At 68.0% G+C, this 19,987-nt stretch carries 24 protein-coding genes; 16 read left to right on the top strand and 8 right to left on the bottom strand.

Translation table 11 applies throughout. The annotated features are described in order from the left end of the window. Positions 1-177: 177 nt before the first annotated feature. The 8 genes from acpP to N5D30_RS06395 all read left to right on the top strand — a co-directional run bounded on the left by acpP (position 178) and on the right by N5D30_RS06395 (position 6,491). On the top strand, positions 178-411 hold the full coding sequence (gene acpP / locus N5D30_RS06430) for an acyl carrier protein (RefSeq protein WP_220815957.1): 234 nt from the start codon (positions 178-180) through the stop codon (positions 409-411). A gap of 110 nt (positions 412-521) precedes the next feature. Beyond that, entirely contained in the window at positions 522-1,766 is a 1,245-nt protein-coding gene (fabF, locus tag N5D30_RS06425; protein ID WP_279908232.1) for a beta-ketoacyl-ACP synthase II, read from the top strand. Further along, on the top strand, positions 1,766-2,581 hold the full coding sequence (gene pabC, locus N5D30_RS06420) for an aminodeoxychorismate lyase (RefSeq protein ID WP_279908231.1): 816 nt from the start codon (positions 1,766-1,768) through the stop codon (positions 2,579-2,581). The genes fabF and pabC overlap by 1 nt, the downstream gene beginning before the upstream one ends. Positions 2,582-2,584: 3 nt before the next feature. Continuing rightward, positions 2,585-3,622 carry an endolytic transglycosylase MltG gene (gene mltG, locus N5D30_RS06415; protein ID WP_279908230.1) on the top strand — a complete coding sequence of 346 codons (1,038 nt, stop codon included), beginning with the start codon at positions 2,585-2,587 and terminating at the stop codon, positions 3,620-3,622. 9 nt (positions 3,623-3,631) lie between these two features. Continuing rightward, on the top strand, positions 3,632-4,264 hold the full coding sequence (gene tmk / locus N5D30_RS06410; RefSeq protein WP_279908229.1) for a dTMP kinase: 633 nt from the start codon (positions 3,632-3,634) through the stop codon (positions 4,262-4,264). Continuing rightward, positions 4,257-5,243 carry a DNA polymerase III subunit delta' gene (locus N5D30_RS06405; RefSeq protein WP_279908228.1) on the top strand — a complete coding sequence of 329 codons (987 nt, stop codon included), beginning with the start codon at positions 4,257-4,259 and terminating at the stop codon, positions 5,241-5,243. The genes tmk and N5D30_RS06405 overlap by 8 nt, the downstream gene beginning before the upstream one ends. Before the next feature lie 35 nt (positions 5,244-5,278). Continuing rightward, positions 5,279-5,635, top strand: a complete 357-nt coding sequence (locus N5D30_RS06400; protein ID WP_043310025.1) for a PilZ domain-containing protein — start codon at positions 5,279-5,281, stop codon at positions 5,633-5,635. A 70-nt stretch (positions 5,636-5,705) separates the two neighbouring features. Then, positions 5,706-6,491, top strand: coding sequence for a TatD family hydrolase (locus N5D30_RS06395; RefSeq protein ID WP_279908227.1), 786 nt, complete (start codon positions 5,706-5,708; stop codon positions 6,489-6,491). 221 nt (positions 6,492-6,712) lie between these two features. On the opposite strand, the gene N5D30_RS06390 is transcribed toward N5D30_RS06395, so the two are convergent. Next, positions 6,713-7,846, bottom strand: a complete 1,134-nt coding sequence (locus N5D30_RS06390; RefSeq protein WP_279908226.1) for an aminotransferase class V-fold PLP-dependent enzyme — start codon at positions 7,844-7,846, stop codon at positions 6,713-6,715. Positions 7,847-7,921: 75 nt separating this feature from the next. On the opposite strand from N5D30_RS06390, the gene N5D30_RS06385 reads away from it, so the two are divergent. The 5 genes from N5D30_RS06385 (at position 7,922) to N5D30_RS06365 (ending at position 11,812) form a co-directional block, all read left to right on the top strand. Further along, positions 7,922-8,560 carry a TetR/AcrR family transcriptional regulator gene (locus N5D30_RS06385; RefSeq protein ID WP_220815965.1) on the top strand — a complete coding sequence of 213 codons (639 nt, stop codon included), beginning with the start codon at positions 7,922-7,924 and terminating at the stop codon, positions 8,558-8,560. 79 nt (positions 8,561-8,639) lie between these two features. Continuing rightward, complete coding sequence (locus N5D30_RS06380) at positions 8,640-9,608, top strand: radical SAM protein (protein ID WP_279908224.1); 969 nt, start codon at positions 8,640-8,642, stop codon at positions 9,606-9,608. A 29-nt stretch (positions 9,609-9,637) separates the two neighbouring features. Beyond that, positions 9,638-10,531, top strand: a complete 894-nt coding sequence (locus N5D30_RS06375; RefSeq protein ID WP_279908223.1) for a radical SAM protein — start codon at positions 9,638-9,640, stop codon at positions 10,529-10,531. Positions 10,532-10,620: 89 nt separating this feature from the next. Then, positions 10,621-11,226, top strand: a complete 606-nt coding sequence (locus tag N5D30_RS06370; RefSeq protein ID WP_279908222.1) for a DUF4823 domain-containing protein — start codon at positions 10,621-10,623, stop codon at positions 11,224-11,226. Positions 11,227-11,242: 16 nt separating this feature from the next. After that, positions 11,243-11,812: a DUF1285 domain-containing protein gene (locus tag N5D30_RS06365; protein ID WP_279908221.1), complete on the top strand. Its 570-nt coding sequence runs from the start codon at positions 11,243-11,245 to the stop codon at positions 11,810-11,812. A 24-nt stretch (positions 11,813-11,836) separates the two neighbouring features. On the opposite strand, the gene N5D30_RS06360 is transcribed toward N5D30_RS06365, so the two are convergent. The 7 genes from N5D30_RS06360 to N5D30_RS06330 form a co-directional block, all read right to left on the bottom strand. Next, positions 11,837-13,003 (bottom strand): MFS transporter, encoded by a 1,167-nt coding sequence (locus tag N5D30_RS06360; protein ID WP_279908273.1) that lies wholly within the window; start codon positions 13,001-13,003, stop codon positions 11,837-11,839. A 41-nt stretch (positions 13,004-13,044) separates the two neighbouring features. Further along, complete coding sequence (locus N5D30_RS06355) at positions 13,045-13,302, bottom strand: DUF1272 domain-containing protein (RefSeq protein WP_279908220.1); 258 nt, start codon at positions 13,300-13,302, stop codon at positions 13,045-13,047. A 132-nt stretch (positions 13,303-13,434) separates the two neighbouring features. Further along, on the bottom strand, positions 13,435-14,418 hold the full coding sequence (locus N5D30_RS06350) for a helix-turn-helix domain-containing protein (protein ID WP_279908219.1): 984 nt from the start codon (positions 14,416-14,418) through the stop codon (positions 13,435-13,437). Between the two features lie 89 nt (positions 14,419-14,507). Then, entirely contained in the window at positions 14,508-15,602 is a 1,095-nt protein-coding gene (locus N5D30_RS06345; RefSeq protein WP_279908218.1) for a DNA topoisomerase IB, read from the bottom strand. Then, positions 15,599-16,291 carry a DUF421 domain-containing protein gene (locus tag N5D30_RS06340; protein WP_279908217.1) on the bottom strand — a complete coding sequence of 231 codons (693 nt, stop codon included), beginning with the start codon at positions 16,289-16,291 and terminating at the stop codon, positions 15,599-15,601. Before N5D30_RS06340 ends, N5D30_RS06345 begins: the two co-directional genes overlap by 4 nt. Positions 16,292-16,300: 9 nt before the next feature. Further along, on the bottom strand, positions 16,301-16,585 hold the full coding sequence (locus N5D30_RS06335) for a DUF1652 domain-containing protein (protein WP_279904404.1): 285 nt from the start codon (positions 16,583-16,585) through the stop codon (positions 16,301-16,303). Positions 16,586-16,761: 176 nt separating this feature from the next. Next, positions 16,762-17,028, bottom strand: a complete 267-nt coding sequence (locus tag N5D30_RS06330; protein WP_279908214.1) for a hypothetical protein — start codon at positions 17,026-17,028, stop codon at positions 16,762-16,764. A gap of 242 nt (positions 17,029-17,270) precedes the next feature. On the opposite strand from N5D30_RS06330, the gene N5D30_RS06325 reads away from it, so the two are divergent. The 3 genes from N5D30_RS06325 to N5D30_RS06315 all read left to right on the top strand — a co-directional run bounded on the left by N5D30_RS06325 (position 17,271) and on the right by N5D30_RS06315 (position 19,962). After that, complete coding sequence (locus tag N5D30_RS06325; RefSeq protein WP_279908212.1) at positions 17,271-17,462, top strand: PLD nuclease N-terminal domain-containing protein; 192 nt, start codon at positions 17,271-17,273, stop codon at positions 17,460-17,462. Positions 17,463-17,876: 414 nt separating this feature from the next. Next, complete coding sequence (putP, locus tag N5D30_RS06320) at positions 17,877-19,370, top strand: sodium/proline symporter PutP (RefSeq protein WP_279904405.1); 1,494 nt, start codon at positions 17,877-17,879, stop codon at positions 19,368-19,370. A gap of 220 nt (positions 19,371-19,590) precedes the next feature. After that, a complete protein-coding gene (locus tag N5D30_RS06315; protein WP_279904406.1) occupies positions 19,591-19,962 on the top strand; it encodes a hypothetical protein in 372 nt (123 codons plus the stop codon). The last annotated feature ends 25 nt before the right edge of the window (positions 19,963-19,987 follow it).

The following is a 19,987-nucleotide window of genomic DNA, read 5'->3' as shown; positions in this document are numbered from 1 at the left end:
TGACTCGGCCTTTCAGCTAACTGTCATAGAACCAGTCTAAAGTCCGTTACAAAAGTGCGACCGGCGAAAGACGGCGGTTTCGGGAAGGGGCCGGGCAACCGGCTTGAAACTTAGAAAACCCTTTCTATACACTGCAGCCCAGCTGCACGGAATTTTCCATAGGAGTGAAAACAAGACATGAGCACCATCGAAGAACGCGTCAAGAAAATCGTCGCCGAGCAACTGGGCGTCAAAGAGGACGAAGTGACCAACAGCGCTTCCTTCGTCGAAGACCTCGGCGCCGACTCCCTTGACACCGTCGAGCTGGTGATGGCTCTGGAAGAGGAATTCGAGACCGAGATCCCGGACGAGCAGGCTGAGAAGATCACCACCGTTCAGGAAGCCATCGATTACATCACCGCGCATTCCTAAGCGCCCGTAATCGCCGGTTTTCGGCCCAGAAAAGCCGCACTGCCCCTCAAAAGGCGTGCGGTTTTTCTTTATCGGGCCGGCCCGTTTCAACGAGAAGAGAGGATTGTGCAGTGTCGCGTAGACGCGTCGTGGTTACCGGTATGGGCATGCTGTCGCCGCTGGGCACCGATGTAGCCAGCAGCTGGCAGGGCATTCTGGCCGGTCGCAGTGGCATCGGCCTGATCGAGCATATGGACCTGTCGGCCTTTTCCACCCGTTTCGGCGGTTCGGTGAAGGGCTTCAACGTGGAGGAGTACCTGTCGGCCAAGGAGGCGCGCAAGCTCGACCTGTTCATCCAGTACGGCCTGGCCGCCAGCTTCCAGGCGATGCGCGACGCGGGCCTGGAGGTCACCGACGCCAACCGTGAGCGGATCGGCGTGGCCATGGGTTCCGGCATCGGCGGCCTGACCAACATCGAGAACAACTGCAAGTCCCTCTTCGAGCAGGGCCCGCGGCGTATCTCGCCGTTCTTCGTGCCGGGCTCGATCATCAACATGATCTCCGGCTTCCTGTCGATCCATCTGGGCCTGCAGGGGCCTAACTACGCCATCGCCACCGCCTGCACTACCGGCACCCACTGCATTGGCATGGCTGCGCGCAACATCGCCTACGGCGAGGCGGACGTGATGGTCGCCGGTGGTGCCGAGATGGCCACCTGCGGCCTGGGCATGGGCGGCTTCGGCGCGGCCCGCGCGCTGTCCACCCGCAATGACGAGCCGGCTCGGGCCAGCCGTCCTTGGGACAAGGGCCGCGACGGCTTCGTGCTGTCCGACGGCGCCGGCGCCCTGGTGCTGGAGGAGCTTGAGCACGCCAAGGCCCGTGGGGCGACCATCCATGCCGAGCTGACCGGCTTCGGCATGAGTGGCGACGCCTACCACATGACCTCGCCGCCCGAGGATGGCGCAGGCGCGGCCCGCTGCATGGCCAACGCCCTGCGCGATGCCGGCCTCAACCCGGACCAGGTGCAGTACATCAACGCCCACGGCACCTCGACCTCGGCCGGCGACAAGGCCGAGGCCTGCGCGGTCAAGTCGGTGTTCGGCGAGCACGCGCACAGGCTGTCGGTCAGCTCGACCAAGTCGATGACCGGCCACCTGCTGGGCGCCGCCGGCGCGGTGGAGGCGATCTTCAGCGTGCTGGCCCTGCGCGACCAGGTGGCGCCGCCGACCATCAACCTGGACGAGCCGGACGAGGGCTGCGACCTCGACTTCGTGCCGCACCAGGCCAAGCCGCTGGCGATCGACGCGGTGCTGTCCAACTCCTTCGGCTTCGGCGGCACCAACGGTTCCCTGGTGTTCCGCCGCTTCAACGGCTGATGCCGAGCTGGGTCGACGGCCGCCCGGCCACGGAACTGCCGTTGGGCGACCGTGGCCTGGCCTACGGTGACGGCCTGTTCGAGACTATCGCCGTGCGTGGCGGTCGGGCGATCCTGCTGCCGCGCCATTTGGCGCGCCTCGGCGAGGGGCTGCGCCGCCTGTCCATCGAACTCGACCTGGCTGCCCTGGAAACCGAGCTGCGGACTTTCTTCGCCGAGCTGGGCGACGGTGTCGCCAAGCTGCTGATCACCCGTGGCGATGGCCTGCGTGGCTATGCGCCGCCGCAATCCTCCAGCCCGAGGCGCATCCTGCTGGGTAGCCCGCTGCCCGGCTACCCCGGGAGCCATGCTCAGGAGGGGATACGCCTGTTCCCCTGCGCCACGCGCCTGGCCGAACAGCCGCTGCTCGCCGGCCTCAAGCATCTCAACCGCCTGGAACAGGTACTGGCGCGAGGGGAGTGGAGCGACCCGGCCTTCGCCGAGGGATTGATGCGGGATGTGTCCGGGCGGGTGATCGAGGGGGTGTTCAGCAACCTGTTCCTGATCCGCGACGGCGTGTTGCTGACCGCCGACCTGTCGCGCTGCGGCGTCGCCGGGGTGATGCGTGCCGAGCTGTTGGAGCAGGCCGCGTGCCTGGGTATCCCTTGCGCGGTGCGTGATATTGCCTTCGATGAGCTGGCGCAGGCCGATGAGGTGTTCGTCTGCAACGGCGTCTACGGCATCTGGCCGGTGCGCGAACTGGCCGGGTGTGTCTGGCCGGCCGGCCCGCTCACCCGTAAACTGCAGGCCATCGTTCGCAGTCTTCTGGATTCCTGATTCGTGATTCGCAAGTTGATGCTGCTGCTGGCTGCCGGCCTGGTGCTGGTCGTGCTGGCTCTGGCGCTGGCCGGCTGGCGCCTGCACGCCACCCTGAACCAGCCACTCCAGCTGGAGGGCGAGCGCCTGATCGAGGTCGTGCCCGGCGATACGCCTGGTGGCGTGATCAACCGCCTGGAAGGCGAGGGTGTGCTGGACGGTGCCTTCTGGCTGCGCCTGTACTGGCGCTTCAACCTGCCGAACCAAGCGCTGCACAGCGGCGAGTACCGCATCCTCCCGGGGCAGAACGTGCGTGACCTCATCGGCCTGTGGGTGCGCGGCGAGGTCGTCCAGTACAGCCTGACCCTGGTCGAGGGCTGGAGCTTCCGCCAGGTACGTGCCGCGCTGGCCCGTCAGGAGAAGCTGGAGCAGAGCCTGGCCGAGCTGGACGACCGGGCCCTGATGGAGAAGCTCGGCCTGCCGGGCGTCAGCCCCGAAGGCCGCTTCTTCCCGGATACTTACCGCTACGTGCGCGGCATGAGCGACTTGGACCTGCTCAAGCAGGCCCGCAATCGCTTGGACCTTGTGCTGGAGGAGGAGTGGGGTAAGCGCGCCGAGGGGCTGCCCTACCGCAAGCCCTACGACGCCCTGATCATGGCCTCCATGGTGGAGAAGGAAACCGGTGTGGCCGAGGAGCGCGGGCAGATCGCCGGCGTGTTCATCCGCCGCCTGCGGCTCGGTATGCGTTTGCAGACGGACCCGACGGTGATCTTCGGCCTCGGCGAGCGCTACAACGGCAACCTCACCCGGGCCCACCTGCTCGAGGCGACGCCTTACAACACCTACGTGATCGTCGGCATGCCGCCGACCCCCATCGCCCTGGTCGGTCGCGAGGCGATTCACGCCGCGCTGCACCCGGCGGAGGGCAAGACCCTGTACTTCGTCGCCCGTGGCGACGGCAGCCACGTCTTCTCGGAAACCCTGGAGCAGCACAACCGTGCCGTGCGCGAGTACCAGCTCAAGCGCCGGGCCGACTACCGCTCCAGCCCCGCGCCCAGATAAGGAAACCCCGTGAGCGGTCTGTTCATCACCCTGGAAGGCCCGGAAGGGGCTGGCAAGAGCACCAACCGCGAGTACCTCGCCGCGCGCCTGCGCGAGCAGGGCGTCGAGGTGGTGCTGAGTCGCGAGCCCGGCGGCACGCCGCTGGCCGAGCGCATCCGCGAACTGCTGCTGGCACCCAGCGACGAGCCGATGGACAGCGACACCGAGCTGCTGCTGGTGTTCGCCGCCCGCGCGCAGCACCTGGCCCGGGTCATCCGCCCGGCCCTGGCCAGCGGCGCCGTGGTGCTCTGCGACCGCTTCACCGACGCCACCTACGCCTACCAGGGCGGCGGGCGTGGCCTGGGCGAGGCGCGCATCGCCGAGCTGGAGCGCTTCGTCCAGGGCCAGCTGCGCCCGGACCTGTGCCTGGTGTTCGACCTGCCGGTGGAAGTCGGCCTGTCCCGCGCCGCCGCCCGCGGCCGGCTGGATCGCTTCGAGCAGGAGGACCGCGATTTCTTCGAGGCCGTGCGCCACACCTACCTGCGCCGCGCCGAGGCCGCGCCGGCGCGCTATCGCGTGCTGGACGCCGCGCAGCCGCTGGAGGCGGTGCAGCGCTCCCTTGACGCCCTGCTGCCGGACATCCTGGAGCGCTGCCGTGGCTGAAGCCTACCCCTGGCAGGAGCAGCTCTGGCAGCAGCTCTCCAGCCGTCCGCGCCACGCCCACGCCTACCTGCTGCACGGCCCCGCCGGCATCGGCAAGCGCGACCTGGCCGAGCGCCTGATGGCGCGCCTGCTGTGCCAGAGCCCCGATGGGCTGGATGCCTGCGGCCAGTGCAAGGGCTGCCATCTGCTGGCCGCCGGTACCCACCCGGACGTGTTCGTGCTGGAGCCGGAAGAGGCGGACAAGGCGATCAAGGTCGATCAGGTGCGCGAACTGGTCAGCTTCGTGGTACAGACCGCGCAGCTTGGCGGGCGCAAGGTGATATTGCTGGAGCCGGTGGAGGCGATGAACCTCAACGCCGCCAACGCCCTGCTGAAGAGCCTGGAGGAGCCCTCCGGCGACACCGTGCTGCTGCTGGTCAGCCACCAGCCGAGCCGTCTGCTGCCCACTGTGAAGAGCCGCTGCGTGCAGCAGGCCTGTCCGCTGCCGAGCCAGGCGCAGAGCCTCGCCTGGTTGGAGCAGGCACTGCCGGAGTGCAGCGCGGAGCAGCGCCTGGAGCTGCTGGCCCTGGCCGGCGGCTCGCCCCTGGCGGCGCGCCGCCTGCATGGGCGGGGCGTGCTGGAGCAGCGCGCCCTGGTGGTCGAGGGGGTGAAGAAGCTGCTCAAGCAGCAGGCCAGCGCCAGCCAGCTGGCCGAAGCTTGGAAGAACCTGCCGCTGGCCATGCTGTTCGACTGGTTCTGCGACTGGGCCCAGCTGATGCTGCGCTATCAGCTCAGCCGCGACGAAGAAGGGCTGGGCCTGGCCGATATGCGCAAGGTGGTGCAATATCTGGCCGACAAGACGCCCCAGGCCAGGTTGCTGGCCATGCAGGACTGGCTTTTGCTGCAGCGCCAGAAAGTATTGGGCAAGGCCAATCTGAACGGTGCGCTGCTTCTCGAAGCCCTGCTGGTGCAGTGGGCAAGCCTGCCCGGACCGGGCTAGAATCGAAAGTCGGACAAGTTGCAAGGATATAGTGCATGAGTTTGCCACCGAACCTGGGGCCGCGTAACGGGATCCTGTCGCTGACCATCAAGGACAAGTCGGTGCTGTACGCCGCCTATATGCCCTTCATCCGCAATGGCGGGCTGTTCATCCCCACCGCCAAGAGCTACAAGCTGGGGGACGAGGTGTTCATGCTGCTCAACCTGATGGACGAGCCGGAGAAGATCCCGGTGGCCGGCAAGGTGGTGTGGATCACTCCCAAGGGCGCCCAGGGCAACCGCGCCGCTGGCGTGGGCGTGCAGTTCAACGACGGTGACAACACCGCCCGCAACAAGATCGAGACCTACCTGGCCGGTGCGCTCAAGTCGGACCGCCCGACCCACACCATGTAGGAACACGGTACAGGCTTCAACGAGAGGCGCCCTGATCGGGCGCTTCGTCATTTCAGAGACAGAGAATTCCATGCTGGTCGACTCCCACTGCCACCTCGACCGCCTCGACCTGGCGGCCCACGATGGTTCCCTCGACGCGGCCCTGGACGCCGCCCGCGCCCGGGGCGTGGGGCACTTCCTGTGCATCGGGGTCAGCGCCGCCAACGCTGGCGCGGTCAAGGCCCTGGCCGAGCGCTATGCCGACGTCGACTGCTCGGTGGGCGTGCATCCGCTGGACCTGGAGAAGGGCGAGAGCCCGGCTCTGGACTGGCTGCTCGACGAGCTGAACCACCCCAACGTGGTGGCGATCGGCGAGACCGGCCTGGACTACCACTACGAGCCCGAGGCGGCCGAGCTGCAGCAGCAGTCCTTCCGTCTGCACCTGGAGGCGGCGAAGAGCACCGGCAAGCCGGTGATCGTGCATACCCGCGAGGCGCGCGCCGATACCCTGGCGCTGCTGCGCGAGGCGGCGCTGCCGCAGGCCGGCGTGCTGCACTGTTTCACCGAGGACTGGGACATGGCCAAGGCCGCCCTGGACATCGGCTTCTATATCTCCCTCTCCGGCATCGTCACCTTCCGCAACGCCGACGCCCTGCGCGAAGTGGCGCGCAAGGTGCCGGCGGACCGCCTGCTGGTGGAAACCGATTCGCCGTACCTGGCGCCCATCCCCCATCGCGGCAAGCCCAACCTGCCGCAGTACGTGCGCGAGGTGGCGGAGTTCCTGGCGATGGTCCGGGGCGAGACGTTCGAGGCGCTGGCCGCGCAGACGACGGCCAACTTCAGGCGGCTGTTCCCGCTGGCCCGGGTCGTATCGTAAAAATCGCGGGCAAAAAAAACCCGGGTTCTGGGGGATGAATCCGGGTCAAGACCATTAGGAGTAAAACGAAGGTACACGATCCACGGTACCTCGACTGGGGGGCACTTGGGGGGAGATGCCGCACACCAGTCTTCTGAGTATTGGCCAGGATTTCCCATCGTCCAGATTGGTCGCGGCGGTTTCTTAAACGTATTTGGAATACCGCCACGGCTGCTGAGCACTCAGCCTTGTCGCAACTGGCCCAGTACCGCCAGGCTTCGCTCGATCTGCGCCGGGTCGGTATAGAAGTGGGGCGACAGACGGATGCCCTTGCCCCGCTGCGCACAGATCACCTGCCGTTCCCTGAGCCGGGCGAACAGCGCCTGGTTGTCCCAGCCGTCCCGACTGAAGGTCAGGATGCCGGCGCGTCGCGCCGGGTTCAGCGGGCTGTGCAGGCGCACTCCGTCGATCCGCTCCAGGCCCTCCTGCAGCTGCAGCACGCGCTCCTCGATCAGCGCCGCCACTTGTTCCATCCCTACTTCCTCGAGTAGCGACAGGCTGGCCTCCAGGGCCATGGCGCCGAGCATATTCGGGCTGCCGCACTCGAAACGGCGGGCGCTGCGGGCCGGCTCCCACTCCGTGCGGTCGTAGTCGCCGGCGTGCTCCAGCATGTGCCAGCCGTATTCGTGCAGGGCCAGTTGCTCGCGCAGGTCGCGGCGGCAATAGAAGACGCCGAGGCCTTCCGGGCCGAGCATCCACTTGTGGCCGTCGGCCATGGCGAAGGCGCAGTCGCAGGCCTGGACGTCCAGGGGCTGGGCGCCGAGCTGTTGGATGGCGTCGACGCACAGCAGCACGCCGCGCTCCCGGCAGCCGGCGCCCAGGCGCGTCAGATCCAGGCGCAGGCCGCTGGCGAACTGCACCGAGCTGATCGACAGCAGCCGGGTGCGCGGCCCGCAGGCGGCCAGCAGGGCGCCTTCCGGGTCGCTGCCGGCCAGGCTGACCTGCACCACCTCGACCCCACGTGGCTTGAGGGCCTCCCAGACGATGCGGTTGGAGGGGAATTCCTCGTCGCTGATCACCACCTGGTCGCCGCTTTTCCAGTCCAGGCCGAAGGCGACGAAGGACAGCGCCTCCGAGGTGTTCTTCACCAGCGCGATGTCGGCCGTGCCCGAGGCGTTGAGCAGGCGCGCCAGGCGTTCGCGCAGGCGCTTCTCCACCTGCAGCCACTGCGGGTAGTCGCGCGCGCCGCTGCGGATGTTTTCCATCGCGAAGCGCTGCACGGCTTCGCTGGCTCGTTTCGGCCAGGGCGCGACGGCGGCGTGGTTGAGATAGCAGAGGTCGCGATCGAGAGGGAATTCGTCGTTTAAATTGGGCATTGGGCCGATGATCCGTGCATTTTGGCGCTGAACAGGCATAATGGCGCGCTTCGATTTTTATCCTGTAGTCACTTCATGAACAAAGAACCTCGCAAAGTCCGTGAATTCCGTCGTCGCGAACAGGAAATTCTCGATACCGCGCTCAAGCTCTTCCTTGAATTGGGTGAAGACAGCGTTACCGTCGAGATGATCGCCGATGCGGTCGGCATCGGCAAAGGCACCATCTACAAGCACTTCAAGTCCAAGGCCGAGGTCTATCTGCGCCTGATGCTGGACTACGAGCGCGACCTCAACGCCCTGTTCCTGTCCGACGACGTGGCCCGCGACAAGGAAGCCCTGTCCCGCGCCTACTTCGAATTCCGCATGCAGGACCCCCAGCGCTATCGCCTGTTCGATCGCCTGGAGGAAAAGGTGGCCAAGGGCAACCAGGTGCCCGAGATGGTCGAGCAACTGCACAAGATACGCGCCTCCAACTTCGAGCGCCTGACCCAGCTGATCAAAGGCCGCATCGCCGAAGGCAAGCTGGAAGACGTGCCGCCGTACTTCCACTACTGCGCCGCCTGGGCGCTGGTGCACGGCGCTGTGGCGCTGTACCACTCGCCGTTCTGGAGCGGCGTGCTGGAGGATCAGGAAGGCTTCTTCCAGTTCCTCATGGATATCGGCGTGCGCATGGGCAACAAGCGCAAGCGCGACAGCGAAACGCCCTCGGCCTGACGCCATTCAGCCCGCCAATGATGCGCTCACGTGGTCGGCGGCGGGCATATACTCCGGGTGAACACCGCCGGAGCCTTCCATGATCGTCGACCGCCAGGGGCGCCGCTTCCGCAACCTGCGTATCAGCCTGACGGCCGCCTGCAACTACGCCTGCACTTATTGCGTGCCGGACGGCAAGCGCCTGGTGGCGGCGCAGGACGAACTCTCCGCCGAGGCCATGGTGCGCGGCGTCGCCTACCTGATGGAGGCGGCCGGCATCGAGTGCCTGCGCATCACCGGCGGCGAGCCGCTGGTCAGCCCCAAGCTCGATCACTTCCTGCACGAGACCAGCCGGCTGGGCCTGCAGGACATCGGCCTGACCACCAACGGCCAGCTGCTCACACGCAAGCTGCCGCTGCTGGTGGAGTGCGGGCTCAAGCGCATCAACGTCTCCCTGGATACCCTCGACCCGGTTGCCTTCAGGCGCATCGCCCGGGGCGGCGACCTGCCGACCGTGCTGCAGGGCCTGGACCAGGCGCGGGCGGCGGGACTCAAGGTCAAGATCAACATGGTGCCGCTGCGCGGGCAGAACCACGACCAGGTGCTGCCGATGCTCGACTACTGCCTGGAGCGGGGCTTCGAGCTGCGCTTCATCGAGTTGATGCGCATGGGCCACCTGGCCCGCGAGGGCGCGAGCTTCCAGCAGCAGTTCTACGGCATGGCCGAGTTGCTGGAGACGGTCGCCGGCCGCCATGCTTTCGTCCAGGCGCCGGCGCCGCTGGACGCCACGGCGCTGCGCTACGAGATTCCCGGCTACGGCTTCTTCGGCGTGATCGCCAACGAGAGCGTGCCGTTCTGCCGTACCTGCTCGCGCCTGCGCCTGTCCTCGACGGGCTGGCTGCACGGCTGCCTGTCGTCGAGCAACCGCCACTACGTCGGTGATCTGCTCGACAAACCCCGCCACCAGGCGCTGCCGGCGCTGCAGCGCCTGCTGGTGCGCGCGCTGGCGGATAAACAGGACATCGCCTTTGCTGGCGGTGCCACCGTGATGAAGATCATCGGCGGCTGATTCGTCGCCCGGTTCCCATAAGAAATCCCATGACTGCCGAATTCCCCATCGCCTATATCGAGCCGGTGTTCCGACCACCGAGCGAAGCCCATTCCCTGATCCTGCCGGTGACCAACGGCTGTTCCTGGAACCACTGCACCTTCTGCGAGATGTACACGGCGCCGCAGAAGAAATTCCGTGCCCGGGACGAGGATCAGGTGCTCGACGAGATCCGCCGCGCCGGCGAGCGCCTGATCGTCCAGCGCGTGTTCCTCGCCGACGGCGACGCCCTGGTGTTGCCGACGCGGCGCCTGCTGAACATCCTCGTCGCCATCCGCGAGCACATGCCCGACGTGCGACGCGTCTCCAGCTACTGCCTGCCGCGCAACCTGCGCAAGAAGTCGGTGGAGGAGCTTCGCGAGCTGGCCGACGCCGGCCTGGGGATGGCCTATGTCGGCTGCGAGTCCGGCGATGACGAGGTGCTGGCGCGGGTCAACAAGGGCGAGACCTTCGCCTCCAGCCTCAGCGCGCTGGAGAAGCTGGGCGAGGCGGGCATCACCCGTTCGGTGATGATCCTCAACGGCCTCGGCGGCACCGCCCTGAGCGAGCAGCACGCCGACAACTCGGCGCGCCTGATGAACGCCGCGCAACCGGAATTCCTCTCCACCCTGGTGGTCAGCTTCCCCATGGGCGAGGCGCGTTTCCGCACGGGCTTCGAGGATTTCCAGCCGCTCGGCCAGCGGCAGCTGTTCCTCGAGGTGGAGCGCCTGCTGCAGGGGCTGGAACTGCGTGACACCGTGTTCCGCAGCGATCACGCCTCCAACTACCTGGTGCTCAAGGGCAACCTGGGCGCCGACAAGGAGAGGCTGCTGGCCCAGGTGCGCCAGGCCATCGAGCGGCCGCAGAGCGTGGGGCTTCGCCAGGAGTGGCAGCGCGGGCTGTGAGCAGATGCGGCGGCGGAGAGCTGTTGGCGCGGAAGCTGCTATGCCTTTCTATCCGCCGGTTTTCCGTCGCCGGCAGGGAGGAAAATCCGATGCGTAGCTTTATTCTATTGCTGGTGCTGGGTGCGCTCGGCGGCTGCATGAAAGTCAGCGACATGGCCACGGGCACCGAGTACCACCTGCGCGATGCCGGCGTGCTCGACCACAGCGACACCCGCCGCTCCGCCTCCTGGCGGCTGCAGGCTGATTCCTTCATCTTCATCTCCCAGGGGCACTACGTGCCGCCGGGCGATGCTCACCCACGGCCCAACGTGGTGGCCCAGGAGGCCTTCAAGGCCTTCGTCGAGTACTTCCCGCTGGTGCGCCGCGCCAGCGCGCCCCAGGGCCTGGACGAGGCGATGAACGATGCGCGCACGGCCGGCGCCCACTACCTGCTGTACACCCGCTTCGCCGACGCCGACGACCGCATCGGCACGCTGACGGAATGGGAGGACCAGGAGGCGCTGGACCGGGTCGGGGTCGACTCCGGCGTGATCCAGCTGATGCTGATCGAGACCAGCACCCGCTACCTGGTGGACACCGCGCGCATCCGCAACCGAGGCGGTTTTCTGACACTCTACGACAACCAGCCGGCCGACCAGCTGCGCGCGCCGTTCGAGCAGTACGCGCGGACGTTGCTGGGCGTGAGCGCCCGCTGAGCAGAAGGAGACAAGCATGAGCGACCCGGGCAAGGCCAACGACCTGCTGGCGCAGATTCCCAAGGGCGAAGGCAAGGGCCTGCCGCCGGTGCACCTGTGGAACCCCGATTTCTGCGGTGACATCGACATGCGCATCGCCCGGGACGGCACCTGGTACTACCTGGGCACGCCGATCGGGCGCAAGCCCATGGTCAAGCTGTTCTCCACCATCATCCGCCGCGACGACGACAAGTATTTCCTGATCACTCCGGTGGAGAAGGTCGGCATCGTGGTCGACGACGCGCCATTCGTGGCGGTGACGTTGCAGGTCGTCGGCGAGGGCGAGGCGCAGGTGCTGCGCTTCACCACCAACGTCGACGAGGAGATCGAGGCCGGCGCCGAGCACCCGTTGCGGGTGGAGCTGGACCCCGAGACCCAGGAGCCCTCGCCCTACCTGCACGTGCGCCGCAACCTGGAGGCGCTGGTGCACCGCAACGTGTTCTACCAGCTGGTGGAACTGGCGGTGGAGCGGCAGATCGAGGGGCGGACCTGGCTGGGCGTATGGAGCAACGGCGAATTCTTCCCCATCGGCCCGCTGCCTGAGTGACCCGGCGCGCCCGATGAGCCTGCGTCAGGCTGGCCGGGGCTGCCGCGCGCCGGCGGCGAGCGCGACCAGCGCCACCGCCAGCAGACCGAGCATCGCCAGGTTCACCGGGCTCCAGCCCAGGCCGCTGATCAGCGCGCCCGAGGCGAACGAGGCGGCTGCCGCCACACCGCCGTTGCCCAGCTCCATCAGGCCCTGGGCCTGGCCGCTTTCCTCGGGCCCGTGGCCCTGGCCGAGCAGGGTGGTGCCGGCCACCAGCATCAGGTTCCAGCCCATGCCGAGCAGCAGGGACGAGATCAGGAAATAGCTGCGCAATTCGCCGCTCAGGGCGATGGCGGCGCTGGCCGCCAGCAGCACGATACCGAGCAGCGCCACCCGTGGGCAGCCCAGGCGGTCCACCAGCGGGCCGGCGACGAAGGCCGGCAGGAACATGCCGACCATGTGCCAGCGGATCACCTCGGCGCCGGCCTCCAGCGGCAGGCCGCAGAAGCTCATCGCCAGGGGCGTGGCATTCATCACCAGGACCATCAGGCCGTTGCCGATCGCGGTGATCAGCACTGCGGCGCGCACCCGCGGCCGCGCCAGCAGGGCGCGCATGCCGGCCCAACCGCGCTGGGCCGGCGGTGGCAGCGCGCCCTGGCGCAGGCCCAGGAGCAGCGGCACGGCCAGCGCGGCGAGCAGCGCGACCAGCAGGTAGGCGCCGACGAAGGGCCGGGCCAGGGCGCCCTGCGCCCACAGCGTCAGGGTCGGCGCCAGCAGCGCTGCGCACAGGCCGCCGCCGATCACCCAGGCGGTGGCGCGGCCCTTGTGCGCCTCGTCCACCGCCTCCAGCGCGGCGAAGCGGTAGTACATCGCCGAGGCCTGGTAGATGCCGATGGGCAGGGCGCCGAGGCAGAACAGCCAGAAGTCCGCCAGCCACACCCCGGCCGCGCTGAGCAGGCCGCCGCCGATGCCCGCGCCGGCGCCTAGCAGCAGTCCCGCGCGGCGCCCGTGGCGCTGCATGAACAGCGACAGCGGCTGGGTCGCCAGCAGGTAGCCGAGCACCAGCAGGGCCAGGGGCAGGGTGGCCAGGCCGTTGAGCGGCGCCAGTTGCAGGCCGACCAGCGAGGTCAGGGTGATGCCGATCATCGCGCAGCTCCAGAACAGGGCCTGGGCGAGGAACAGGCGCAGCAGCGTGGGGTTGCTCAGGAGCAGCAGCGAAGTGCCGGCGGTGGCGGTCTTGCTCGGTGAACCGCTCACGATGCCTGCTCCCGTGCCGCGCAGCCGGCCGGGTTGTGAGTGCGTTCGGCGGTGGCGGGGAAGCGCTCCAGCTTGCCGGCCGGGCGGATCGGGCGGCGCACCAGTTCGCCGCCGCAGTTGGGGCAGTGGCCGTGCAGGCGCGTTTCGGCGCAGTCGTGGCAGAAGGTGCATTCGAAGGAGCAGATGCGGGCGTCGGGCGAGTCGGGCGGCAGGTCGCGGTCGCAGCATTCGCAGCCGGGTCGTAGTTGCAGCATGGTGTTTTCCTCGATTGAGTGTCGCTGGCGAGTGCCGTGGCTCTGCGAAGCTTCGCTGTGCCGGCTCTGTTCGCGGACAAGTCCGCTCCCACAGGGGGGGCGACAACGGTTGGTTCAGCCTTTTCTCAAGGCTCAGGCGAAGCGTTCGGCGTAGTCCTGGGGGCTCACCGACAGGTGCTTGTGGAAGGTGCGGCGCAGGTTTTCCGGGTGGCGGAAGCCGGTCAGCCGGGCCACGGTGCCGATCGACGCGCCGCTGTCCTGCAGCAGGTTGCGTGCGGCTTCCAGGCGCAGTTGCTCGACGTAGCGGCCGGGCCCCATGCCCAGTTCCTGGACGAACAGCCGCGACAGGCTGCGGGGCGAGAGGTTGGCCTGCCGGGCCAGGGCCTCCAGCGACAGGTCGGCGGACAGGTGCTGGGCCATCCATTCGAGCAGGCCGAGCAGGCGCGGCGTGCGGCTGGGGTCCGGGGCGAGCAGGGCGCTGAACTGCGCCTGTCCTCCGGGGCGGCGCAGGAACATCACCAGGCGGCGGGCCACGGCCAGGGCAAGAGGGCGGCCCAGGTCGGCCTCGACCAGCGCCAGGGCCAGGTCGATGCCGGCGGTGACCCCGGCCGAGGTGAACACATGGGGGTCGCCGTCGTGGCCGCTCGGGTCGTAGGTGTGCAGCCGGTCGCCGTCCACCTCGATGCGTTCGTGGCAGCACAGGGCCGCCACATCGGCCCAGTGGGTGGTGGCGCGGCGGCCGTCGAGCAGGCCGGCGGCGGCCAGGATCAGCGCGCCGGAGCACACCGAGCCGAGGCGCCGGGTGTGTGGCTCCACGTCGCGCAGCCAGGCCAGCAGCGGCAGGTTGGCGCACTGCACCGTCTCGCCCAGGCCGCCGGGCACCAGCAGGGTGTCCAGTTCGCCGGGCGCGCAGTCGCGCCAGGCGCGGTCGGCGACGATGCGCAGGCCGGCGGAGGTTGCCACCGGCCCGGCCTCGTCGGCCAGCACCAGCAGGCGATAGGCCTCGGCCTGGCCGAGGCGGCGCAGTTCGACGTTGGCCGAGGCGAACACCTGCAGCGGGCCGGTGATGTCGAGGCTCATCACGTCGGGGTAGATCAGGCTGGCGACGGTCTTCACCGGGGCGCTCCTCCATTGGCTGGAGGCCAGTCTGGACCGGCGCCCGTCTGGCAACAAGGACAACAGGCCCACAGATCTTGCCAAACGGCTCAGTCGGCCCTGGCCAGCTTCTCCAGAAAACGCAGCAGCAGGCTCTCTTCCTCGCGCAGCCCCTGGCGCGGCCGCGCGGCGCGCAGTTCGGCCAGGCTGCCGTCGAGGAAGGCGTCGATCACCGCCGGGTGGATGTAGCACTTGCGGCAGATGGCCGGGGTGTTGCCGAGCAGGCGCGACACCTGGCGGGTGACGTCCACCACCTGGCTTTTGGCCTCGGTGGCGCTGGTCGGGCGCAGCTCGCGCAGGCGCTGCAGCGCCAGGGCGGTGCCGGCCCAGGTGCGGTAGTCCTTGGCGGTGAAGTCGGCGCCGGCGTGGGTCTGCAGGTATTGGTTGACATCCGCCGAGCTGACGCCGCGCCGCTCGCCGTTCTCGTCCAGGTACTGGAACAGCTGCTGGCCGGGCAGCTCCATGCAGCGCCGCACCGCCCGCGCCAGGCGCGGGTGGGTGAGGCTGACGCGGTGCTCGATGCCGCTCTTGCCGCGGAAGTGGAAGCGGATGGCGCCGCCGTTCACCTGCACATGACGGTTGCGCAGGGTGGTGAGGCCGAAGGATTTGTTGTCCCGCGCGTACTGCGGGTTGCCGACCCGGATCAGGGTGGAGTCGAGCAGCGATACCACCGTGGCCATCACCTTGTCGCGGCCCAGCTCGCGCAGAGCCAGGTGGCTTTCCACCTGGCGGCGCAGGCCGGGCAGGGTGCGGCCGAAGTCGAGCAGGCGCTCGTACTTGTTGCAGTCGCGTACCTCGCGCCAGCGCGGGTGGTAGCGGTACTGCTTGCGCCCGCGGGCGTCGCGCCCGACCGCCTGCAGGTGGCCGCGCGGGTCGGGGCAGATCCACACGTCGGTGTAGGCCGGCGGAATCGCCAGGGCGTTGATGCGGTGGATTTCGTCTTCGTCGCGGATGCGCTCGCCGTCGGCGTCGAAGTAGGCGAAGCGCCCGCGCAGCTTGCGCCGGCGGATGCCCGCCTGGCGGTCGTCGACATACACCAGGTCCGGTGGCAGCGGCGGGCACAGCGCGGTGCCGGTGTCCTCGCGCTCGTCGGCGGGCAGCGGCCGCGTGCCCTTGGCCAGGGGCGGGACCTGTTGATCGCTCATGGTTCGCGCTCCCCGTCCAGGGCCCGGCTCCAGAGCGTGCCGCCGCAGCGCGTGCAGGCGCAGCCCTGGCCGGCCTGCTGGGGCTGCGGATGGCCGCAGCGGACGCAGGCGTACAGGCCGTCCCCGGGCGCCTGTCGATAGGTCGGGTTGAGCGGTTCGGGCAGCACCGACAGGCCGCTGCGGGTGGCCTCGGCGGGGAAGAAGTACAGGCTCAGGTCGCCGTCGACTTCGAGGATGCCCAGGCGTACCTGGCCCAGGTGTTCCACGCCGGCGCGGCGCAGCTCCATGTGGAATTCGTCGCTGGAGATGTTCTGCTCGTCCAGGGTGCCCAGCTCGAACAGGCCGTCGCGGATGATCACCACCGGCTTGCCCTCGACCCAGCCGCCGAAGCGCGGGCTGTGCTTCATCACCCGGGTTGTGAGGTTGTAGAGCAGGAGCAGGGTGGCGAACACCACGATCACCGGCAGCAGCGGCACGTCGTCGTAGAAGGAGACGTCGCCGGCTGCCGAGCCGAGGGTGAGGATCACCACCAGCTCGAACACCGACAGCTGGCGTACGCCGCGCCGGCCGGAGATCTTGAGGAACACGAACACCGCCAGGTAGGCGAAGGCGGCCCTCAGCGCCACTTCCCCGAGGAACGCCAGCGGGAAGTCGTGAATCAGGATGCGTTGCCAGTCGAAGGCTTCCAAGGCGAGTCCTCAGCCGATCTGCGGGTTGCTCCAGGGCATCGACCAGGGGGTGAGCTCGTAGCCGTCCTTGCTCAGCTCCAGGCGCGCCAGCTCGATCAGGCCGGCCAGGCGGGTGGGGTCGCCGTACTGCGAGCGCGCCACGTGGGCCTGGGACAGCAGCTCCACGTCGCTGTCGTCGAACACGCGGAAGGAGAAGCTGGCGTCCTCGCGGTCCGCCCGGGTCTCGCAGGCGTGCGGCAGGAAGGCCTGTTCGACGATGGCCATGGCTTCTTCGAGGGTGATGGCGCTGCTCATGCTGCTCTCTCCGTCTGTGGTTGAGAGGGTTTGTCGATCGGTAGCGCAGTCGCGCCGAAATCGACAGACCTAGTGAGTAGACGGGACGGCAGGCGTTAGGTTCGAGAAAAGCGAAGCCCCCTCGACCAGGTGGCCGAGGGGGCTTCGGGTGGTGCGGCAGGCCGGGGGCGAAAGTGTTACTCGGGCATGCTCCAGGGATCGAGGGAGTAGCCCTGGCTGCTGATCTGCTCGCGCGAGCGGGTCAGGGCGTTGGCGAGCTGTTCCGGGTCGCGGTAGGTGCGGCTGTCGATGCAAGCCTGGCCGACCCGGTTGTTGGTGCGGTCGATCACCGTGAGGTTGAGTTCGCCAGTGCCGTCCTGCGGCTGCCAGGCCACGCACTGGAAGGGTTGGAAGGCGCGGCCTGCGATCAGAAGTGCTTCGTTGACGCGGAGCGAGGTGTTCATGGGTCTGTTCTCCGAGGATGCCCAATGTGCGATCTGGCCTGCGAAAGCACGTATTGCCGCGGCCTGTGAACAATGGATGATCAATCCTGACCTTGGAGTCACATGCTGTCGTAAAAACGTAGGAATATGTCGCATGTAAGTGTTTTTTCGGGTGTTTCGCGTTTCGCTGGGCGCGAAAGAGGGCGTTCCCGCGGGTGGCGGCTATCCTTTTCCGGACCTTCCCTCGTCACAGGAGTGTCGTCATGGGTTCCACCCTCAGCGGTCTGGTCAGTCTGATCATCCTCGCCTTGGACATCTGGGCGATCATCAACGTGGTCAAGAGCAGCACGGAAACCGGCAAGAAGGTTCTCTGGGTGCTGCTGATCCTGTTCCTGCCGGTGCTCGGCCTGATCATCTGGGCCCTGGCCGGGCCGCGCGGCAACGTGCGTCTCTGAGCCGCGCGCGCAGATCCCATCGTTGGCTCCCATCGATGCGCCCCGCACTCCGGAGTTTTGCGAAAAAACTCCGGAGCTTTTCGCAAGAACCCGTCACGTGGCTGTCACTAGAGTCCTGCATCCCGCTCCGGGGGCAGGGTTTTCGCGTTGCGCTTGTGTCGCCTCGGCGATGGGCTACAACCGAAGAGAGAGCCCCGCTCCGTTGCCGCTTTCGGCAGGGCACGGGATGCGGGCGCTGCGGTCGTTTCCGGGAGGGGAGCGATGTGATGTGGCGCCGCTTGCGGGCGTCCGCCTTGCACGGCCCCGGTTCAACGATCGGGGTGTTCCAGCGTCCGCCACGAGCGGGCGTGTTCGCCAACCCGTCGCGGGCTACCGGCCGCGGCGCATAACAACAAGCGAGAGGGTATCCACCCCATGACAGCTAGCACCCCCATGCTGATTACCTTCGTGGTGTACATCGCCGCGATGATCGCAATCGGCTTCGCCGCCTACCTGGCCACCAAGAACTTCTCCGACTACATCCTCGGCGGCCGCAGCCTCGGCAGCTTCGTCACCGCGCTATCCGCCGGCGCCTCTGACATGAGCGGCTGGCTGCTGATGGGCCTGCCGGGCGCCATCTTCGTCGCCGGCATCTCCGAGAGCTGGATCGCCATCGGCCTGATCATCGGTGCCTGGCTCAACTGGCTGTTCGTCGCCGGCCGCCTGCGCGTGCAGACCGAGCACAACGGCAACGCCCTGACCCTGCCGGACTTCTTCACCAACCGCTTCGAGGACACCAGCAAGGTCCTGCGCATCTTCTCGGCGCTGGTGATCCTGGTGTTCTTCACCATCTACTGCGCCTCCGGCGTGGTGGCCGGCGCGCGCCTGTTCGAGAGCACCTTCGGCCTGTCCTACGGCACCGCGCTGTGGGTCGGCGCCGCGGCGACCATCCTCTACGTGTTCATCGGCGGCTTCCTGGCAGTGAGCTGGACCGACACCGTGCAGGCCACCATGATGATCTTCGCCCTGCTCATCACCCCGGTGTTCGTGATCCTCGCCCTGGGCGACTTCGATACTGCGATGACCACCATCGAGCAGGCCAACCCGGCGAACTTCGACATGTTCCGCAACCTGTCCTTCATCGCGATCATTTCGCTGATGGGCTGGGGACTGGGCTACTTCGGCCAGCCGCACATCCTGGTGCGCTTCATGGCCGCCGACTCGGTCAAGTCGATCCCGGCCGCGCGCCGCATCGGCATGGCCTGGATGATCCTGTGCCTGGGCGGCGCCGTGGCCGTGGGCTTCTTCGGCATCGCCTACTTCGCCAACAACCCGGCTCTGGCCGGCCCGGTGACCGAGAACGGCGAGCGCGTGTTCATCGAGCTGACCAAGATCCTGTTCAATCCGTGGGTCGCCGGCGTGGTCCTGTCCGCCATCCTGGCCGCGGTGATGAGCACCCTGAGCTGCCAACTGCTGGTCTGCTCCAGCGCCCTGACCGAGGACTTCTACAAGGCCTTCCTGCGCAAGGGCGCCTCGCAGAAGGAACTGGTCTGGGTCGGCCGCGGCATGGTGCTGCTGATCGCGGTGATCGCCATCCTCATCGCCCAGAACCCGGAGAGCAAGGTACTGGGCCTGGTGGCCTACGCCTGGGCCGGCTTCGGCGCCGCCTTCGGTCCGGTGGTGATCCTGTCGCTGATGTGGAAGGGCATGACCCGCAACGGCGCCCTGGCCGGCATGGTGGTCGGCGCCGCGACCGTGATCATCTGGAAGAACTGGATCGGCCTGGGCCTGTACGAGATCATCCCGGGCTTCATCCTCGGCACCATCGCCATCCTGGTGTTCAGCCGTATCGGCAATGGCCCGAGCCAGAGCATGCTGAAACGCTTCGACGAGGCTGAGAAGGAATACCAGGACGCCCACATCCGCTGAGGCATCCGCTGGCGGGCCGAGACGCTGTCCGCCGGTTTCCCGCGAAGGCCCCATGCCCACCGGCATGGGGCCTTCGCGTTTCCGGACCGGGCGTAGCAAATTGACGCAATTGGCTGCCGTGCATCGCATGCGGCCTGCCCTCTGGCGGGGTCTCACGAACAGGTGCATGCCTGGGCGCCGGCGTCGGCCGGCGCTTGCTCCGCGGTCGAAGGAGGCCGCCATGATTCGTCGAATGCTGTTCTGCCTCGTGCTCGGGTTCGCTGCCAGCGGTTGCGTCGCCTATGGCGGTGGCTATGCGCCGGGTCACGAGGTGTATTACCAGGAGGTTCGTCCGCTGCCCCGGGGCTACGATGATCGCGACTACCGCTGGCACCGCGATCGCTACCAGGAGCGGCGCCATTCCCACTACGCGCCGGGCCGTGACGGCCACTACCGCTGGCACGGCGAGTACCGTCGCCACGACAACCACAGGCCGCGCGCCGACTGGCGGCCACGTTACGACGACCGGCGCGGCTGGCAGCGCCACGACGGTTGGCGGCAGCCGCACCACCGCCCGCACCACGAGATACGCGGCCGGGCGATGAGGCGCTGAGGCGACGACGGGGCGGGTCAGGAGG

The sequence above is a fragment of the Pseudomonas sp. GD03875 genome, assembly GCF_029840585.1.
GTDB lineage: Bacteria > Pseudomonadota > Gammaproteobacteria > Pseudomonadales > Pseudomonadaceae > Aquipseudomonas > Aquipseudomonas paralcaligenes.
The sequence above is the reverse complement of the archived record's forward strand: the minus strand, read 5'-3'. Positions and strand labels throughout refer to the sequence as shown.

Coding starts and splice junctions, on each gene's coding strand:
- acpP (WP_220815957.1), top strand. CDS start 178: ATGAGCACCATCGAAGAACGCGTCAAGAAAATCGTCGCCGAGCAACTG.
- pabC (WP_279908231.1), top strand. CDS start 1,766: ATGCCGAGCTGGGTCGACGGCCGCCCGGCCACGGAACTGCCGTTGGGC.
- N5D30_RS06400 (WP_043310025.1), top strand. CDS start 5,279: ATGAGTTTGCCACCGAACCTGGGGCCGCGTAACGGGATCCTGTCGCTG.
- N5D30_RS06395 (WP_279908227.1), top strand. CDS start 5,706: ATGCTGGTCGACTCCCACTGCCACCTCGACCGCCTCGACCTGGCGGCC.
- N5D30_RS06390 (WP_279908226.1), bottom strand. CDS start 7,846: ATGCCCAATTTAAACGACGAATTCCCTCTCGATCGCGACCTCTGCTAT.
- N5D30_RS06385 (WP_220815965.1), top strand. CDS start 7,922: ATGAACAAAGAACCTCGCAAAGTCCGTGAATTCCGTCGTCGCGAACAG.
- N5D30_RS06380 (WP_279908224.1), top strand. CDS start 8,640: ATGATCGTCGACCGCCAGGGGCGCCGCTTCCGCAACCTGCGTATCAGC.
- N5D30_RS06375 (WP_279908223.1), top strand. CDS start 9,638: ATGACTGCCGAATTCCCCATCGCCTATATCGAGCCGGTGTTCCGACCA.
- N5D30_RS06370 (WP_279908222.1), top strand. CDS start 10,621: ATGCGTAGCTTTATTCTATTGCTGGTGCTGGGTGCGCTCGGCGGCTGC.
- N5D30_RS06365 (WP_279908221.1), top strand. CDS start 11,243: ATGAGCGACCCGGGCAAGGCCAACGACCTGCTGGCGCAGATTCCCAAG.
- N5D30_RS06355 (WP_279908220.1), bottom strand. CDS start 13,302: ATGCTGCAACTACGACCCGGCTGCGAATGCTGCGACCGCGACCTGCCG.
- N5D30_RS06345 (WP_279908218.1), bottom strand. CDS start 15,602: ATGAGCGATCAACAGGTCCCGCCCCTGGCCAAGGGCACGCGGCCGCTG.
- N5D30_RS06335 (WP_279904404.1), bottom strand. CDS start 16,585: ATGAGCAGCGCCATCACCCTCGAAGAAGCCATGGCCATCGTCGAACAG.
- N5D30_RS06330 (WP_279908214.1), bottom strand. CDS start 17,028: ATGAACACCTCGCTCCGCGTCAACGAAGCACTTCTGATCGCAGGCCGC.
- N5D30_RS06325 (WP_279908212.1), top strand. CDS start 17,271: ATGGGTTCCACCCTCAGCGGTCTGGTCAGTCTGATCATCCTCGCCTTG.
- putP (WP_279904405.1), top strand. CDS start 17,877: ATGACAGCTAGCACCCCCATGCTGATTACCTTCGTGGTGTACATCGCC.
- N5D30_RS06315 (WP_279904406.1), top strand. CDS start 19,591: ATGATTCGTCGAATGCTGTTCTGCCTCGTGCTCGGGTTCGCTGCCAGC.